The following is a 15,119-nucleotide window of genomic DNA, read 5'->3' as shown; positions in this document are numbered from 1 at the left end:
ATCAAGGTGGCCCATCACATCAGTAATCCATAGGGAAATATATGCTGAGAAAGAGAAGCCAGAAGAGGAATTAGCCACAGAGTTAGACGCTTTCCGGTCTGAGATGAGCGTAGCGATTGCCCAGGCAATTCGTAATCACGAAGAGGGGGTAATGAAGAGTCATGTTGGTATTTTACCGATTGCATCAGCGGTGCTGGTGACTGTGCTGGTGGGGGGCTCGATTTTATTCAAAACTCAAATCCTAATTTTTTTACAAACAGCTTTCTAAAAAGTGTCTATGTTCAGAGTCTGTCTCAATACGTATGATGTTAAAGAATATTAGGATCGGGTATGTTTTCCCACTGGCTACACGAGCGGTTGGAGTTGCGATCGCTCCAGCTGACCGATGCAAATGAACTATTTGCGCTGACCGATGCGAATCGCAGATATCTGCGGCGGTGGTTGCCCTGGATAGACAAGACAACAACAGTAACTGACACCCGCAACTTTATTCGCAATACCCTAGAGCAGTTTGGGGACAGCGGCGCGATTGTTGCCGCCATCTGCTACGACCATCGGATTGTGGGTGTCATCGGCTATAACCAAATCGACTGGGCGAATGCCATTGGCCACATTGGCTACTGGCTGGCGGAATCTCACCAGGGTCAGGGGATTATGACCCTGGCCTGCAGGCACCTGGTTGATTATTCATTTTCCACCCTGGCGCTCAATCGGGTGGTAATCAAGTGTGCCACAGGCAATCACCGCAGCCGTGCCATTCCCGTCCGCCTAGGGTTTAACTATGAAGGTACGGCCCGTGAGGCAGAGTGGCTATACGATCATTTTGTGGATCATGAGATCTATGCTGTGCTCTCTCGTCATTGGTATGGCTAAACTTGTTGTTTAAACCTGAAAACATAGGTTGGGTTAATGAGAGTTTGGCGGTATGCGTACCATACAGGTTTGGTGCAATCCAACCTTGTATTGGCAGCCAATTCCAAACATAGGATGAGATAAATTCTCTTAAACTATGACGCTTACGACACCTGTTGATGCACTGCCGCTAGAAACTGCCGTAGTAGCAGGATCAAATCTGCCGTTTCGGTCTGACTCAGGTGTGCTAAAAACTGTCTTTCCCGCGCGAACAATACCGGCATGGCTGCATCGATTCGCTCCACACCAGCCTCAGAGAGTTGCACAATCACACTACGACGATCATCCGGATCTCGCAGTCGCGTCACCATTCCATCTTTTTCCAGCCGATCAATGCGGTTGGTCATAGCCCCCGAAGACAGCATCAGATGCTTGTACAGCGCAGTCGGCTTAAGCTGATAAGGAGGCCCCTGACGCCGCAACGTCGCCAGCATATCAAAGGACCACACCGTTAAGCCAAAGTCAGCCAGTACAGCTTCCCGATGCTTCTCTAATACTTGAGCTATCCGCAAGACACGACCCACCACCGCCAGAGATGACACATCTAAGGTGGGCGCTTCGTGCTGCCACTGAACCAGAATTTTATCGATATTGTCTTGAGTCATGACTGCATTATATCTCGATACAAAGATACTTGACATTTACCTTTGTAATAAGTATCTTGATATTAAGATTATTGATCATAAGAAAAAGCGCGCTTGGCTGCAGTGTCTCGTCACGACCGGACAACCATCGCGACTCACCATAATTTTCGGAGGACTTCACCATGAAACTCGCAATAACTAAAATTCAAGCTGCAGGTATCTTGTCTGGGCTATTTACCTCGGGGCTGTTGCTAACCTCCGTTGCAGCTCAGGAAAGTTTAAAGAGAGCGCTAAATCCACCTGCATTGGCAAACTCTCTGCAGTACGGCTATTCCCAAGCAACAATCGCTGCGCCAAATGCCCAGCTTGTTCACGTTGCTGGACAGGTTGGTATTACTGAAGATGGTCCGAATAACTTCGAAAGCCAGGTTGATCGGGCCTTTGACGCCCTGGCTGCAACTTTAGATGTCGCTGGCACCGATCCTGACAACGTTGTCAAGATTACGCTGTTAATTGTGGATCATGATGCCGAAAAACTGGCTTATCTAGTGGAAAAGCGTAAAGCCTTTTTCGGAGACAATCCCCCAGCTAGTACCTTGATTCCGGTCCCAGAACTCTACGCTCCTGGTGTGCTCTTTGAGATTGACGCCGTTGCTGTTGCCCACGGTTCAAATGAATAAGATCTGGTAACGCTGATTTCACAAAACCACCCATGCACATCAAAAAATTAGATCACGTCGGCATTCGAGTGATGGATGCTGAAAAATCCATGCAGTTCTATACAACTCTTGGATTTCAGGTGACGCGAAAAGATTACGAAGAACAGGTCTTTGTGGTAACACATCCGAGCGGCATCGAGATTAATCTTATTGCCCATGGCGACAACGATTTCGACCAGAAAAATATCTTGATGGACGTTGAAGAGCGGTATCCCGGCTATACCCACTATGCGATTCAGGTAACGTCTGTTGCCGAGGCTCAAGCCTTTTTTGAGGCTATCAATATCAATCTAAGCGGTGGTCCTGTCACCTTTGGCGATGGTAAAACCTCGATTTTTATTCGCGATCCTGACTTGAATGTCATCGAGTTTACAGAGCTTCCCGCTTCATAGGCAAAGCTTGAAAGACACAATAAGACAACCCATAACCAATCATGAAGCATCTCAATTCCAAACTGACAAATATTGCCATCACGGCACTGGCTCCGATCTCCTGGGGAACAACTTACATTGTGGCAACTGAGTTTTTGCCGCCAGGGCATCCCCTGTTAGTGGCCGCATTGAGATCGCTCCCCATTGGTCTACTGCTCACCCTTGCCCTCAGAAAACTGCCCATAGGGATCTGGTGGTGGCGCATGCTGATTCTCGGTGGCTTAAACATCGGTATTTTCCAGGCGCTGCTGTTTATAGCGGCCTATCGCCTGCCTGGTGGAGTCGCGGCGACAGCAGGCGCAATTCAACCCTTGCTAGTGGTGCTGTTTGCGTGGCTGATCCTAGAGAAAAAGCCGACAAAAGGAGCCATTCTAGCTGCGATCGCAGGCTTCTTCGGCATTGGTTTCTTGGTACTTGCCCCCACTGCTCAGCTTGATGCCATCGGGATTCTCGCCGCCCTTACCGGTGCGGCCTCCATGGGTCTGGGTACCGTGCTAGCCAAACGTTGGCAACCCCCTGTTTCTCTACTCGTATTTACCGCATGGCAGCTGACGATAGGTGGCGCGATGCTGCTGCCGGTCGCCCTGATCGTCGAAGGCCCCTTTGAAACATTGACCAAGCCCCACTTACAAGGGCTCTTATATCTGGGGCTAATTGGCACCGGATTAGCCTATTTGCTGTGGTTTCGAGGCATTAGTAAGCTCTCTGCATCTGCAGTGTCATACTTGGGCCTCCTGAGTCCGGTCATGGCCACCCTCATGGGGTTTTTCTGGCTGCGCCAGACGTTAACCCCCATCCAAGCCTGCGGCATTGCAATTATCTTGACCAGCATTGTGCTGGGGCAAAAGATGACCTCCCCTCGCCCAGCTCAGATCTCAAACTGAGGAGAACAAGTCAATTTTCTAGACTGCGGGAAAGGAGCTTAGCGGCCTCAGTTATTCCTTAGGCTGCGCTTGGGCTGTTACGGGTGCGATCGCATCTTCTCCATCTGCCTTAGCAGGAGATGCTGGCTCCGACTTGACCAGTGGCGTTTCATAAATAGCCAAGTCAAACCAAAATGTAGTGCCGATTCCCACCTCGCTCACCAACTGCATTTTGCTGCTGTGTTTATCGATAATATTTTTGACAATCGATAGCCCTAACCCCGTACCTTCTAGCGTATGGACCCGGTTTTCTACCCGATAGAAACGATCAAAAATGGCATCTTGATCTTCCGGCGCAATACCGATGCCGGTATCCGAAATCTCGATGCGCACATTACCCGCATAGTCCGGATGATCCACAGTAGAGGGAGCCCGATAGGCACGAATCGCGACGCACCCCCCCGCCGTGGAAAACTTCAGCCCATTGCCCACCAAATTACCAAATACCTGCAGCAGTAAATCATAGTTGCCCAGTACCGGCGGCAGCCCCTCCTCAATCTCTTGAATCAGCTCGATTTCTTTATCTTTAGCATTGAGCTGATAGGTACGCAGGGTTTGTTCAATGGGCTGATGAATATCCACCGCCAAGAACTGATAGCGTCGATTAGACTCTAGGCGCGATAGGTCCAACACATCGTTCACTAGACGCGTCAGCCGATCGGTCTCGTTATTGGCTGTTTCTAAAAACTCCTGACGCTCCCGTTCCGACAGGTCATCGCCATATTCATAGAGCGTTTCAATAAACGACTTGATGTTAAACAGCGGTGTCCTCAGCTCGTGGGAGATATTGCTAATAAACTGGCTTTTGGCTGCATTGAGCGCCACTTCTCGAGTAATATCTTGCACCGTCAGCGCAATCCCTTTCACCGTTGCCCCTGACTGATCTAACACTGAGTTGAGCAATACGCGAATCGTGCGGCTGGTGGGCTCCATCAGCGCAATTCGAAACTCTTGACTCTCAGAGGAATCCCCTTTAGCCGCCTGATAGAGCGGTCGGGTCATTTGCACCCTCACCTCCATCGGCAGGTGCTGCAGAATATTGCCATCGGGGGGCAAGTGGGCATCCCAGCCAAAAATCCGGCTAGCAGCGGTATTGGCTAACACCACCTCCATATTGGCATCAATCAAAATTGCACCGTCGGCAATGGTCGACACCAAACGCTCTAATTTTGCTTTCTCAGCCGTCAGCTCTTCAATATTTTGTTCTTCATAGCGCTCTAGGCGCTCGGCCATGTAGTTAAAGCTCTGGATCAGTTCCCCCAGCTCATCACCACCGCGAGAGACATCAATGCGTTGCTGAAAGTCACCCGCTGCAATATTTTTAACCCCGGTCAAAAGTTCTTTAATCGGTTGAGTAATGGTCAAGGCATTAAAGACAGCCCCTAAAATCACCATCACCCAAATACAGACAAACACGGCAATCGTAACGTCACGTGTGAGGTGTGAGGAGGCAACCACCGTCGGGTTGGGGTTAATCCCCAGGGCTAATACCCCTAAATAATTTCCCTTGTATTTAAGCGGGACAAACACATCGGTCACTTCGCCAGCCGGTGTCAGGTGCTGACGCACCATAGGCAGATCTACGCTTTGCACATAGTTCTCTGGCAGCTGCATCCGACGGCTCAATGTGAGCGAACTTTGCACGGCTGACTCTGTGTAGGGAATGCCAAAGAAGATATAGCCCTCTTGATTGGCGTAGAGCATGTAGCGAATGCTGGACGTACTTTCCATAAAGCGGCGGGAAAATAGAGCCAGCTCATCCAGCTGTTGTGACTCTACTAAGGGGGCCGTATTGGAGGCTAAGAGTAGACCTAAATCGCGACCAAAGCGGGTATCGTTCAAGCGAGCATCAAGCTGAATTGTATTGACGGCCCAAAACGTCAGGCTGCTCATAATTAGAGAAACCACCAGCGTTGCTGCCGCCATCAGTCTGGTCTGGAGGGTAAAGTCTTTCCACCAGTCTGCAATTAGCGTGCGAATTTTTTGAAATAGCTCAACCATTCAATTCCCGTAGACCGCTCAACGTTATTGTGACATGAATCCCAAAATGGACAATGGGATGGGGAACAGGCGGACAGGACGGGTAAGGGTTTGGGCAGATTTCAAACCTTAGAACTGGTCCCTAACCCGATGACCAATATCTTTACGATAGAAGGTTTGATCAATTTGAATGGCGTCCACGGCTCGATAGGCACTTGCGATCGCATCGTCAAATCGTTCCCCTAGAGCAGTCACCCCTAAAATCCGACCGCCATTGGTTTGTAGAACTCCGCGATTGAGCTGAGTGCCCGCATGAAAAACCATGGCCCCCGTCTCGGTAGCAGCATCGATCCCGCTAATCCCCATCCCCTTCGGATATTTGGCTGGATAGCCATCCGCCGCAATCACCACACAGGCCGCATAGCCCGACTTCCACTCAAAGGGGGGCAGATCCGCCAGCCGCTGCTCACAGCAGGCCAGCATAATCTGATCGAGGGGGGTATCTAACAGGGGCAAAACCACCTGGGTCTCCGGATCGCCAAAACGACAGTTAAACTCAATCACTTTGGGCTCCCCTTCAGGGGTAATCATCAGTCCGGCATAGACCACACCGCGATAGTCAATCCCTCGATTGCGCAGCACCGCCACCGTAGGCTCTAGCACTTCAGTTTGAATCCGTTCCAATAGCTCTGGAGAAATAACCGGTGTCGGAGCATAGGCCCCCATACCGCCAGTATTGGGGCCAGTATCGCCTTCTCCAACCTGCTTATGGTCCTGGGCTGGCATCAGAGGTCGAATCGTGATGCCGTCGGTCACCGCTAGCACTGAGGCCTCTTGGCCGGTGAGATATTCTTCGATGACGACCTGGCGGCCCGCTGCACCAAACTGTCCGCCAAAGATAGCTGCGATCGCAGTCTTCGCCTCTTCTACAGTCATGGCAACGGTCACCCCCTTGCCAGCCGCCAGACCATCCGCCTTAATCACAATGGGCGCCCCCTGAGCCTCGACATAGGCCACCGCCGCCTCACTTTGGTCAAACACAGCACTCGCTGCCGTAGGAATCCCCGCTTCCTCCATCAGCGCCTTAGCCCAGGCCTTACTAGACTCCAATTGAGCCCCGTCTTGATTCGGCCCAAAGACTTTAATTCCTTGGTCTCGCAAACCATCCGCCACACCATCTGCTAGTGGCTGTTCTGGACCGATCGCCACTAGACCAATATTTTGAACCAGGGAAAATCGGGCGATGCCCTCCACATCATCTACCGACATCGCTAAATTGCTACATCCCGGTAACGTAGCTGTGCCACCATTACCAGGAACGCACACCACCCCAGTCACTTTCGGTGACTGTAACAATGTCCATGCCATAGCGTGCTCTCGCCCACCACTACCAATCACAATGGCTTTCACAGCGTTTTAAATCCTGACAAAATAAGCGGGCTTCATTTTCCCACGTCGTGGGTGAATTAGGAAAAGGTCTTAACTTTATACTAATAATGGATCCCTATTCAACGCCTTCTTGGCTCTCGTCTGTTTTTGTATCCTCGCTGTTCTGAGTGCCGCCCTCTTCTGCCTCTAGTAGATCAGCCGCACTGATGCCCTCTGTAGCGTTACCAAAACGCCATAGGACAACCGCCGCCTCAGCACGGGTTACCCCCTTATCAGGCTGAAATAGGGTGGTGTAACCCAATGCTCGACGAATATTAGCAAACTCCCCATTATTATGATCCGCGAGGACAGCTTTGAGCGCAGCGGGTTCAATTTTGCCAGCATCTTGAAATCCCCAGGCTTCAGTCACAGCAGTTGCAGTAGCCGCTGGCAGCGCCGCGCGCGTATCTAGCGGAACTTTCCACAAAATCAGATCTTTGCGAGTCAGGGGAGCATTTGGCCGAAAGGTCACCGCTGTGGAACTACCATTCAATGGACTGGGAATAATACCCGCCTCTGCCAAGCCTTGAATGGCAGCAAAATCAATATTGGCAGTACCGACATCCTGAAAAACAGGTTGACTGCTATTGACCGCTGGACGAATTTTTTTGGTGCGCTGATCGCCATAAAAACGATTGTTGACAGCCAGCAACCAGCGAGCATACTCCCGGCGAGTAATGATTTGGTTGGGCAAAAAATCGTTGGGGTCACGTTCGACATTGTCATCGGCTTTCACATCAATCAGCATGAGGACATTCAGATTGACCAGGTCCTCGATATACTGCTGTAGTTCCTCAGGCGCTTCTCCAATATCGGTATAGCTGGGCTTAAAGGCAGGAGGCGCAGCAACCGGCTCCTCCGCGTCAGTCGTTTCCGAGGTCTGATCAGCCTCAGCCTCTTCTGCATCTGCTACCGGTGCGTCTGACGGCGGCCCGTTCGGTGCCAGGGTCGTCTCGTCATTCGCCGTTTCTTCCTCTAGCAAACGCGGGTCAGGCTCCAGGTTCTTTTCTAGAGACGTCCCCCAGGGACTGCCTTCGCAGCTAGTCAAGAGCAGACACAGTAGAAAACCTAAGGATGTGACGAAGTGCTGACGAGGAAGGTACTGCATTCAACTAAGTCCGACAGAAGCTGCATTACCACGCTAGCGTAACACCGCAACAAGCCGCAGCCCCCGTTACACTTGCCCATCTGGCCCATTCACCAGCGTTGCTGTCGTCTTCAATCCTAAATCCTCAACAAGTCCGTTACTTTACGGCACAAGCCAACAACGCTTGATAGAATGCCAGCAGGCCATCCCATAGAGTAATGACCTACACCACCCAGCAACTTATCGATATTCTCGATCAAGAACTCAAGGCCGCCTGGCGTGGAGAACGAGTACTATTATCAACCGACGATCGGCTGGCAAATCCAGTGGTCTCCAAAGCTATCGGCGCTGACAAGCTGAGTAAAGTCTTTGCCTACCAGGACTTTCGCGCTCAGATTCATCAGTATCAGCGAGACCATAGCGTTTCAGGACTTGTTTGGCATCCCTGCACGTTTAAAGACCATACAATTCAGCTACCAGAGATCCATCCAGACCTGATCGCGATTCAGGCCGATAAAGTAGCCCTCGCTGCAGCCAAAGCTAGCATTCTTCAGTTTTGGTATGCCTCGGTTGAGGGATTACGCCTGTGGGAAGCTGGCCATGATCCCATTGAAATAGACACCACCAAAGTCGAAGACTATATTCAAGACGCAGAATGGGCTGACCTAACGGCCACTCGTAGCGAACTTTACCTGGGCCTATGCTGGGGCAACCCAAAAGAATGCTACTGCGGCTGGGCCTATCCAGAGTCAGGCTGTCATCGCATTATTGCTGCTGCTGCTGAACCTAGTGCGATCAAGGTTTAGTACAAATACACTTAAAAAGAATAAAAAAATAGCGAGAAAAGCTTAGTAGCCTTCCTCGCTATTTTTAATATTTCAAGCCACTAGAGCTTAGTAGCGATAGCCACCGCCAGAACCAGGCTTATGAACGATGAAGCTGAGGATTTGGCACTGCTTCACGTTGTCAAAACCAACAACGCGGATGTAGCAGTCAGGATACTCAGAACGGCAAGCCTGAACTTCATCAAGGACTTCACGAGTGCTCTTTGCATTAAACAAAGGCAGCTTCCACATGGTCCAGTAATAAACTTCAGGATCGGAGTTTTCATTGAACTCAACAGCGGGGAAATAGCCCTGCTCGAGAACATACTGGATCTGACGCTCGATTTGAGCATCGCTTAGGGGGGGTAGGTAAGACAGCGTTTCGTAACGACGCTCTTTGGGGAGAGTTTTCATAATCTACTCGTCAGTATCGGTTTACAACGTTAGTCGGACGGGGAATCTTTTTCGCCCGCATCAGCACGACTTCGTAACTCCTCAGAACTCATTTGAGTCATGCGTTCTAAATGTTTCTTACGATGTTCGATGTTTGCCTGCTGAATGCCTGTGACTACCATTTCTGGAATAAATTCAGTCACTTCTTCAGCAATGTGCTGCCGAACAGTCATAACCCTCAAGGCTAAATCAGCCTGTTCCTGCATGAGGGAAGCGATAAACGCTTCACCATCCTGTAGTTTATCTCGGGTGGCAAACTCGTTGAACCAGTGAGAGCGAGGTAAATTTGTTTCTCGCAATTGCCCCATGACCACTCGAACCGCTTGATAGGTTAGATAGCTTGTCAGCGTCTTAGCCGTATCTTTTGCAATTCGCTTTAGGTCCATAGGTTAAGCCCAATGCATCAAAGGCATTAAAGCAGGTTCAAATAGCTGATGCGGTAACCAAGGCAGCAATTTTCGATGACATTGCCAAGTGCATTGGCAATAGCACCCATTCTGCTGCCCAAGTCATAGCGATTAGATAGTGTCCATGGTCTCGAATTCGAACTTGATTTCCTTCCAAAGTTCGCAGGCTGCAGCCAGCTCAGGAGACCACTTACAAGCTTCACGAATGATGTCGCCACCTTCGCGAGTCAGGTTACGGCCTTCGTTACGAGCTTGAACACAAGCTTCAAGGGCAACCCGGTTAGCAGTTGCACCAGGAGCGTTACCCCAAGGGTGACCCAGAGTACCACCACCAAACTGTAGAACGGAGTCGTCACCGAAGATTTCCACCAGTGCAGGCATGTGCCATACGTGAATACCACCGGAAGCTACGGCCATAACACCAGCCATGGAAGCCCAGTCTTGGGTGAAGTAGATACCGCGAGACTTGTCTTGCTCAATGTAGTTCTCACGTAGCAGATCTACAAAGCCAAGGGTACCGGCGCGGTCACCTTCGAGCTTACCTACAACGGTACCGGTGTGAATGTGGTCACCACCGGACATCCGCAAGCACTTAGCCAGAACGCGGAAGTGAATACCGTGGTTCTTCTGACGGTCGATTACTGCGTGCATCGCCCGGTGAATGTGCAGAAGCACACCGTTATCGCGACACCAGTGGGACAGAGTCGTGTTAGCAGTGAAACCAGCTGTCAGGAAGTCATGCATGACGATGGGCATGTCGAGTTCCTTGGCATACTCGGCACGCTTGATCATCTCTTCACAAGTCGCCGCAGTCACGTTCAGGTAGTGACCTTTGATTTCGCCAGTCTCTGCCTGTGCCTTGTGGATAGCATCTGCTACAAACAAGAAGCGATCGCGCCAACGCTGGAAAGGCTGAGAGTTGATGTTCTCGTCATCTTTCGTGAAGTCAAGACCGCCACGTAGGCACTCATAAACCGCACGACCGTAGTTCTTAGCAGACAGACCAAGCTTGGGCTTGATAGTACAACCGAGTAGAGGACGACCGTACTTGTTAATTCTGTCGCGCTCAACCTGAATACCGTGGGGAGGTCCCTGGAATGTTTTGAGGTAAGCAACGGGAATGCGTAGGTCCTCTAGACGTAGAGCACGCAGGGCTTTAAAGCCGAATACGTTACCAACTAGAGATGTGAGCAGGTTAGTAACGGAACCTTCCTCAAACAAATCCAGAGGATACGCTACGTAGCAAATGTACTGGTTATCTTCGCCGGGTACGGGCTCAATATCGTAGCAACGGCCTTTGTACCGATCCATGTCGGTCAAAAGGTCGGTCCATACGGTGGTCCAAGTACCGGTAGAAGATTCAGCGGCAACAGCTGCTGCGCACTCTTCTGGGGGCACCCCAGGCTGGGGGGTCATCCGGAAAGCGGCCAGGATATCCGTATCCTTGGGCGTATAGTCCGGCGTGTAATAGGTCAGCTTGTAATCTTGTACGCCAGCTTTGTAACCAGCCTTCGACTGCGTCGACGTCTGAGAGTAAGACATATCTCCCTTCCTGTGAATCAAACTAGATGGCTTAGAACTGCCGCAACGCCTGCAGAGGGCAGCCTAAGCAAATGCCCACTAAGCTCCTGAGGCGGCAGAATTCAAAAATGGTATCGAGCAGCAAAAACTGCTTGACAGCCAAATTGACTGTTCTCCTTATCCTTTAGGTAGCGAAAACTACCTAATGCTTTAAGAATACTATCAGCGATCTGATAAGTAGTGTTTTGGAAGTTCTGTATAGATTCATAACTTTTGTTTATGAATCTAAGTGCTATACCATTAAGTTTTCAAAAGATGAGCCTTTGCATACAGATTGAAGCGGCTGACTCATGGCATAGGCTACACACAGCACTTTTTTGTCGGGATTACTATCCCATAAGTCTTGAGAAAGTCTTTTTTCTTCTAATAAAGTTTTTAGATTTACTAATGAATGACCTGTTCCGATTTAGATTGACACAGGTGCTGGGGCAAGTTATCAAGGCATCAAGTTACATGCTGCAGGAAAACTAGGCTCATGGACTTATATGGACTATACGGAGACGTCACTGTGGTTTCTGCTAAGCAATTGATTCAACTGACCGTAGGCGCAACACTCCTATGGGGTGCTGTCGTTCCGGCTATGGCGCAAGAATCAAACAGTACTCCTTTGTATACAGACCCACCGCCACGGGTTAGTCCCCTGCCTTCAGAACGATCTGGACAGCGCAGCCCTCTAACGACTGATTTTCAGGTAGGCGCATTGCAGGCAGACTATACCGGCAGCCTGTGGGTGGGCTCCCACCAAGGTCTGGCCCGCATTAATCCAGCGACAGGGGCGATTCAGGCTCGGCTCAATGTCCCGAATCAGTTTATTGATGCCATGGCCCAGGACCGGGTGGGTCGCATTTGGCTGGGCACTTATAACGGTCTGGTTAGAGTGGACCCACGAATCAATCAGATTACAGCTCAAAATTTCCGGCTGCCGTCCAATCGAGTCTTGGATATGGCGATTGATGGCCGGGGGTTCCTATGGGTGGGTACCGACCAAGGGTTAGCCATGGTTAGCCCTGACCGTGGCCTGTTGATGACGACACTGCAGGAGCTACCGGGTATCAGCGCCAATGCATTGAGTGTGGACCAAGATGGCCAGCTGTGGGTCGGCACGTTAAACGGCTTGGTACGGGTGGATACGGCCACTGCTTTTATCGTTAATCGCATTACAAATGTACCTGGTAGGTCTATTCAAACCATGGCGACGGGACCGCAGGGGCAGCTATGGGCAGGGACCTCTCAAGGGCTGTTTGTTTTTGATGCCCAGACGGGCTCGCTGTTGAGGTCTGTGACCCAAATGCGAGGTAAGAGTGTGACAGATATCGCCTTTGATGAAACCCACAGTCTTTGGGTGGGAACTGAAAGTGGTCTGTTTAAGCTCAATCCCTACAATGGTGCCATTGTTAGCCAAGTCCCTAATTTACCGTCAGGGCATGTACTTTCCATTGAAACTGATGTGAGCGATAAACTCTGGGTAGGTACAACCCAGGGGTTAGCATGGGTAAGTCTCACCACAGGTAGAGCTAATGCCCATGACACCTTTAGCAGCAGCGCGATTGTACAGCAATAGGCTAGTTTCATCGACAGTGCATTAGACCATGACTATTACGGTGTCCCAAATAGCGGGTTGGAAACAGGCAGGACGTCCCATCGCGGTGCTCACAGCTTGGGATTTTCTGTCTGCTCAAATTGTGGATGCCGCTGGCATTGATATTGCTTTGGTGGGAGACTCGCTGGCGATGACGGTGTTGGGCTATGACACGACGGTGCCGTTAACGCTCGATGAGGTGCTCCACCATGCTAAAGCGGTGCGCCGTGGGGTATCTGAGGCCATGATGGTGGTCGATTTACCTTTTTTAAGTTATCAAATTAGTCCAGAGCAGGCCCTAACCAATGCTGGCAGGGTGATGAAAGAGACAGAAGCCCAGGCGGTTAAACTTGAGGGTGGGCATCCGACCATGGCCGCAACGGTTCACCGTTTAACTCAGAGTGGCATCCCGGTCATGGGGCATGTGGGGTTAACGCCTCAGGCGGTACATCAGTTTGGGGGCTTTCGTAAGCAAGGGAAGACGGCTGAGTCCGCCGAGCGCATTTTGCAAGAGGCTCAAGCATTAGAGGCGGCAGGGGCATTTGCGATTGTGCTGGAGCATATTCCTCCAGAGTTAGCGCAGACGATTACTAACGCCCTGGCTATTGCGACCATTGGGATTGGGGCTGGCCCTCACTGTGATGGGCAGGTGCTGGTAACCTCGGACCTGTGGGGGTTATCGGCGTGGCAGCCACCCTTTGCTAAGCCTATTGTAGATTTGCGATCGCAAGCCATCCAAGCCGTCCAACAATTTTGCGACCAGGTCCGTCAAACTGGCTAGGCCAGCAATACCGCTAAGCCAACTATGGAACTTGATATGGGCAGGCTAAGTCAGATACTCAAAACTTCCCCAGACCTCAGAAATCTTGGGTGAAACTCTTATAAGTAACTTCTAAATCAATTTATCTATGGCTAAACTATCCGCTGAACTTCAGCGCTATTTTTTAGATGCGCCGTCGCTCACCCCTACACCGCACGAAACGGCAGCGGCTGAAGTCTCCAGTACCAGCGGTGATGTCACCCTAAATGAACTGCTGACTCTGAGCGGGGAACGTACGTTTGGTTTTTTGTTTGTTGTCCTGTCGTTACCCTCAGCCTTACCCATACCGGCACCGGGGTATTCCATTCCCTTTGGCATTGTCATGCTGTTACTGGCCGTGCAGCTGATCATTGGTCGCAAAAAGCCTTGGTTACCCCAGGGATGGATGGATAAAGGATTTGAACGCACTAAGGTAGCTGGGTTTATTACGAAAGGCTTGCCTTGGCTGCAGAAAATTGAAGCGGTGTCACGGCCCAGACTGTCGATTATTTGTACAAGCCCGGTGGGTCGGTTGATATTGGGAATTGCGATCGCACTCATGTCAACATGTATGCTAATCCCGATTCCAGGCACCAACACCCTGCCAGCCATTGGCATTTTCATCATCGGCTTTGGCCTCCTGGATGACGACGGAGCCATTAGCCTCGCCGGCCTAACTCTCTGTACCCTGGCGGTGGGCCTAGTCGGTTCAATTATTTTCTTCGGTGCCGAAGCCGTAGATGGCATCAAAGACCAAATTCTAGGCCGTTAATATTTATCGTCCACTCCTGTGAGCAGGAGTATGGGGGAGACTACATCAGCTCGGGAAATTCATACACCACCACCCCCGAGCCGGGGCGATTGGTCACATCCGCATAGCCAGACTTGACCATCGTTTTGAGTTCTTTTTCTATGGAATCAAAGGACTGTCCCGTTTCCATCACCGCCTGGGTCACTGTGATCTGACCACCGTGAAGCTTAGCCAGCTGTAGCAGCTTTACCATCAGCGCATCTTTGCTGACTTCAGCTGCTACAGTCGGTTGCGGGTCAAATTTAGCAGGCCGCCCACCGGACAGCTGCAACTGGCGGTGTTCGGCCATATCAGAAATCAGTAGCAGATCCACCAGCTGTCCAACACCAAATAGGCCGTAGGTGCACAGCCAGAGAATCCCTGACACATATTTACCGTTGTAGAGCCGGTGCAGCCCACCAATGCCCAACAAAATTCCCAGCCAGAGTAAGTAGCTAGCTCGTTTGCGCTCTTGAACTTTTTGGGGTGGCACAATGGCAGACATGGCTTAACCAAGTTTAGGGATATACCCCTAGCTTACAAAATGAAAACTGAGAGCGTCCATAAAAATCCGGTCGGGTTGACCGAACAGTAATTGGGGGAATGGGGAATGGGGCATAGG

17 protein-coding genes are annotated in these 15,119 nt (G+C 50.7%); 9 read left to right on the top strand and 8 right to left on the bottom strand.

All coding sequences use genetic code 11. The features are described from left to right. Both IQ260_RS15755 and IQ260_RS15750 read left to right on the top strand, forming a co-directional pair. Positions 1–268, top strand: a 268-nt coding sequence (locus tag IQ260_RS15755) for a hypothetical protein (RefSeq protein WP_193994060.1), incomplete at its 5' end; no start/stop codon positions are given. A gap of 62 nt (positions 269–330) precedes the next feature. After that, positions 331–873 carry a GNAT family N-acetyltransferase gene (locus tag IQ260_RS15750; RefSeq protein ID WP_193994059.1) on the top strand — a complete coding sequence of 181 codons (543 nt, stop codon included), beginning with the start codon at positions 331–333 and terminating at the stop codon, positions 871–873. 143 nt (positions 874–1,016) lie between these two features. On the opposite strand, the gene IQ260_RS15745 is transcribed toward IQ260_RS15750, so the two are convergent. Further along, complete coding sequence (locus tag IQ260_RS15745; protein WP_193994058.1) at positions 1,017–1,517, bottom strand: MarR family winged helix-turn-helix transcriptional regulator; 501 nt, start codon at positions 1,515–1,517, stop codon at positions 1,017–1,019. Between the two features lie 161 nt (positions 1,518–1,678). Between IQ260_RS15745 and IQ260_RS15740 the strand changes: the two genes are divergently transcribed. The 3 genes from IQ260_RS15740 to IQ260_RS15730 are packed head-to-tail and all read left to right on the top strand — an operon-like array spanning position 1,679 to position 3,530. Then, positions 1,679–2,176 carry a RidA family protein gene (locus IQ260_RS15740; protein ID WP_193994057.1) on the top strand — a complete coding sequence of 166 codons (498 nt, stop codon included), beginning with the start codon at positions 1,679–1,681 and terminating at the stop codon, positions 2,174–2,176. A 32-nt stretch (positions 2,177–2,208) separates the two neighbouring features. Then, positions 2,209–2,607, top strand: coding sequence for a VOC family protein (locus IQ260_RS15735; RefSeq protein ID WP_193994056.1), 399 nt, complete (start codon positions 2,209–2,211; stop codon positions 2,605–2,607). A gap of 41 nt (positions 2,608–2,648) precedes the next feature. Then, positions 2,649–3,530: an EamA family transporter gene (locus IQ260_RS15730; protein WP_193994055.1), complete on the top strand. Its 882-nt coding sequence runs from the start codon at positions 2,649–2,651 to the stop codon at positions 3,528–3,530. 51 nt (positions 3,531–3,581) lie between these two features. Here the strand turns inward: IQ260_RS15730 and nblS are convergent, their stop codons facing one another. The 3 genes from nblS to IQ260_RS15715 form a co-directional block, all read right to left on the bottom strand. Next, positions 3,582–5,570, bottom strand: a complete 1,989-nt coding sequence (gene nblS, locus IQ260_RS15725; protein WP_193994054.1) for a two-component system sensor histidine kinase NblS — start codon at positions 5,568–5,570, stop codon at positions 3,582–3,584. A 108-nt stretch (positions 5,571–5,678) separates the two neighbouring features. Continuing rightward, positions 5,679–6,959 carry a phosphoribosylamine--glycine ligase gene (purD, locus tag IQ260_RS15720; protein ID WP_193994053.1) on the bottom strand — a complete coding sequence of 427 codons (1,281 nt, stop codon included), beginning with the start codon at positions 6,957–6,959 and terminating at the stop codon, positions 5,679–5,681. Positions 6,960–7,053: 94 nt separating this feature from the next. Beyond that, a complete protein-coding gene (locus IQ260_RS15715) occupies positions 7,054–8,085 on the bottom strand; it encodes an S-layer homology domain-containing protein (protein WP_193994052.1) in 1,032 nt (343 codons plus the stop codon). 197 nt (positions 8,086–8,282) lie between these two features. On the opposite strand from IQ260_RS15715, the gene IQ260_RS15710 reads away from it, so the two are divergent. Further along, positions 8,283–8,870, top strand: a complete 588-nt coding sequence (locus tag IQ260_RS15710; protein ID WP_193994051.1) for a hypothetical protein — start codon at positions 8,283–8,285, stop codon at positions 8,868–8,870. An 87-nt stretch (positions 8,871–8,957) separates the two neighbouring features. On the opposite strand, the gene IQ260_RS15705 is transcribed toward IQ260_RS15710, so the two are convergent. The 3 genes from IQ260_RS15705 to IQ260_RS15695 form a co-directional block, all read right to left on the bottom strand. Next, positions 8,958–9,302, bottom strand: a complete 345-nt coding sequence (locus IQ260_RS15705; protein ID WP_193994050.1) for a ribulose bisphosphate carboxylase small subunit — start codon at positions 9,300–9,302, stop codon at positions 8,958–8,960. A gap of 29 nt (positions 9,303–9,331) precedes the next feature. Beyond that, on the bottom strand, positions 9,332–9,727 hold the full coding sequence (rcbX, locus tag IQ260_RS15700) for a RuBisCO chaperone RbcX (protein ID WP_193994049.1): 396 nt from the start codon (positions 9,725–9,727) through the stop codon (positions 9,332–9,334). A gap of 132 nt (positions 9,728–9,859) precedes the next feature. Further along, positions 9,860–11,290 carry a form I ribulose bisphosphate carboxylase large subunit gene (locus IQ260_RS15695; RefSeq protein WP_193994048.1) on the bottom strand — a complete coding sequence of 477 codons (1,431 nt, stop codon included), beginning with the start codon at positions 11,288–11,290 and terminating at the stop codon, positions 9,860–9,862. A gap of 547 nt (positions 11,291–11,837) precedes the next feature. Between IQ260_RS15695 and IQ260_RS15690 the strand changes: the two genes are divergently transcribed. The 3 genes from IQ260_RS15690 (at position 11,838) to IQ260_RS15680 (ending at position 14,479) form a co-directional block, all read left to right on the top strand. After that, entirely contained in the window at positions 11,838–12,890 is a 1,053-nt protein-coding gene (locus tag IQ260_RS15690; RefSeq protein ID WP_322744976.1) for a ligand-binding sensor domain-containing protein, read from the top strand. A gap of 28 nt (positions 12,891–12,918) precedes the next feature. Further along, positions 12,919–13,689, top strand: a complete 771-nt coding sequence (panB, locus tag IQ260_RS15685; RefSeq protein ID WP_193994046.1) for a 3-methyl-2-oxobutanoate hydroxymethyltransferase — start codon at positions 12,919–12,921, stop codon at positions 13,687–13,689. Positions 13,690–13,816: 127 nt separating this feature from the next. Then, on the top strand, positions 13,817–14,479 hold the full coding sequence (locus IQ260_RS15680; RefSeq protein WP_193994045.1) for an exopolysaccharide biosynthesis protein: 663 nt from the start codon (positions 13,817–13,819) through the stop codon (positions 14,477–14,479). A gap of 40 nt (positions 14,480–14,519) precedes the next feature. On the opposite strand, the gene IQ260_RS15675 is transcribed toward IQ260_RS15680, so the two are convergent. Beyond that, entirely contained in the window at positions 14,520–15,002 is a 483-nt protein-coding gene (locus IQ260_RS15675; protein WP_193994044.1) for a TM2 domain-containing protein, read from the bottom strand. Positions 15,003–15,119: the final 117 nt, after the last annotated feature.

Source organism: Leptolyngbya cf. ectocarpi LEGE 11479, assembly GCF_015207065.1.
In the GTDB taxonomy this organism is placed as follows: Bacteria; Cyanobacteriota; Cyanobacteriia; order Phormidesmidales; family Phormidesmidaceae; genus Leptothoe; species Leptothoe ectocarpi.
This window is presented reverse-complemented; position numbering and strand designations above follow the sequence as displayed.

Coding starts and splice junctions, on each gene's coding strand:
- IQ260_RS15695 (WP_193994048.1), bottom strand. CDS start 11,290: ATGTCTTACTCTCAGACGTCGACGCAGTCGAAGGCTGGTTACAAAGCT.
- rcbX (WP_193994049.1), bottom strand. CDS start 9,727: ATGGACCTAAAGCGAATTGCAAAAGATACGGCTAAGACGCTGACAAGC.
- IQ260_RS15675 (WP_193994044.1), bottom strand. CDS start 15,002: ATGTCTGCCATTGTGCCACCCCAAAAAGTTCAAGAGCGCAAACGAGCT.
- IQ260_RS15745 (WP_193994058.1), bottom strand. CDS start 1,517: ATGACTCAAGACAATATCGATAAAATTCTGGTTCAGTGGCAGCACGAA.
- IQ260_RS15715 (WP_193994052.1), bottom strand. CDS start 8,085: ATGCAGTACCTTCCTCGTCAGCACTTCGTCACATCCTTAGGTTTTCTA.
- IQ260_RS15710 (WP_193994051.1), top strand. CDS start 8,283: ATGACCTACACCACCCAGCAACTTATCGATATTCTCGATCAAGAACTC.
- IQ260_RS15750 (WP_193994059.1), top strand. CDS start 331: ATGTTTTCCCACTGGCTACACGAGCGGTTGGAGTTGCGATCGCTCCAG.
- IQ260_RS15730 (WP_193994055.1), top strand. CDS start 2,649: ATGAAGCATCTCAATTCCAAACTGACAAATATTGCCATCACGGCACTG.
- IQ260_RS15705 (WP_193994050.1), bottom strand. CDS start 9,302: ATGAAAACTCTCCCCAAAGAGCGTCGTTACGAAACGCTGTCTTACCTA.
- panB (WP_193994046.1), top strand. CDS start 12,919: ATGACTATTACGGTGTCCCAAATAGCGGGTTGGAAACAGGCAGGACGT.
- IQ260_RS15735 (WP_193994056.1), top strand. CDS start 2,209: ATGCACATCAAAAAATTAGATCACGTCGGCATTCGAGTGATGGATGCT.
- nblS (WP_193994054.1), bottom strand. CDS start 5,570: ATGGTTGAGCTATTTCAAAAAATTCGCACGCTAATTGCAGACTGGTGG.
- IQ260_RS15680 (WP_193994045.1), top strand. CDS start 13,817: ATGGCTAAACTATCCGCTGAACTTCAGCGCTATTTTTTAGATGCGCCG.
- IQ260_RS15740 (WP_193994057.1), top strand. CDS start 1,679: ATGAAACTCGCAATAACTAAAATTCAAGCTGCAGGTATCTTGTCTGGG.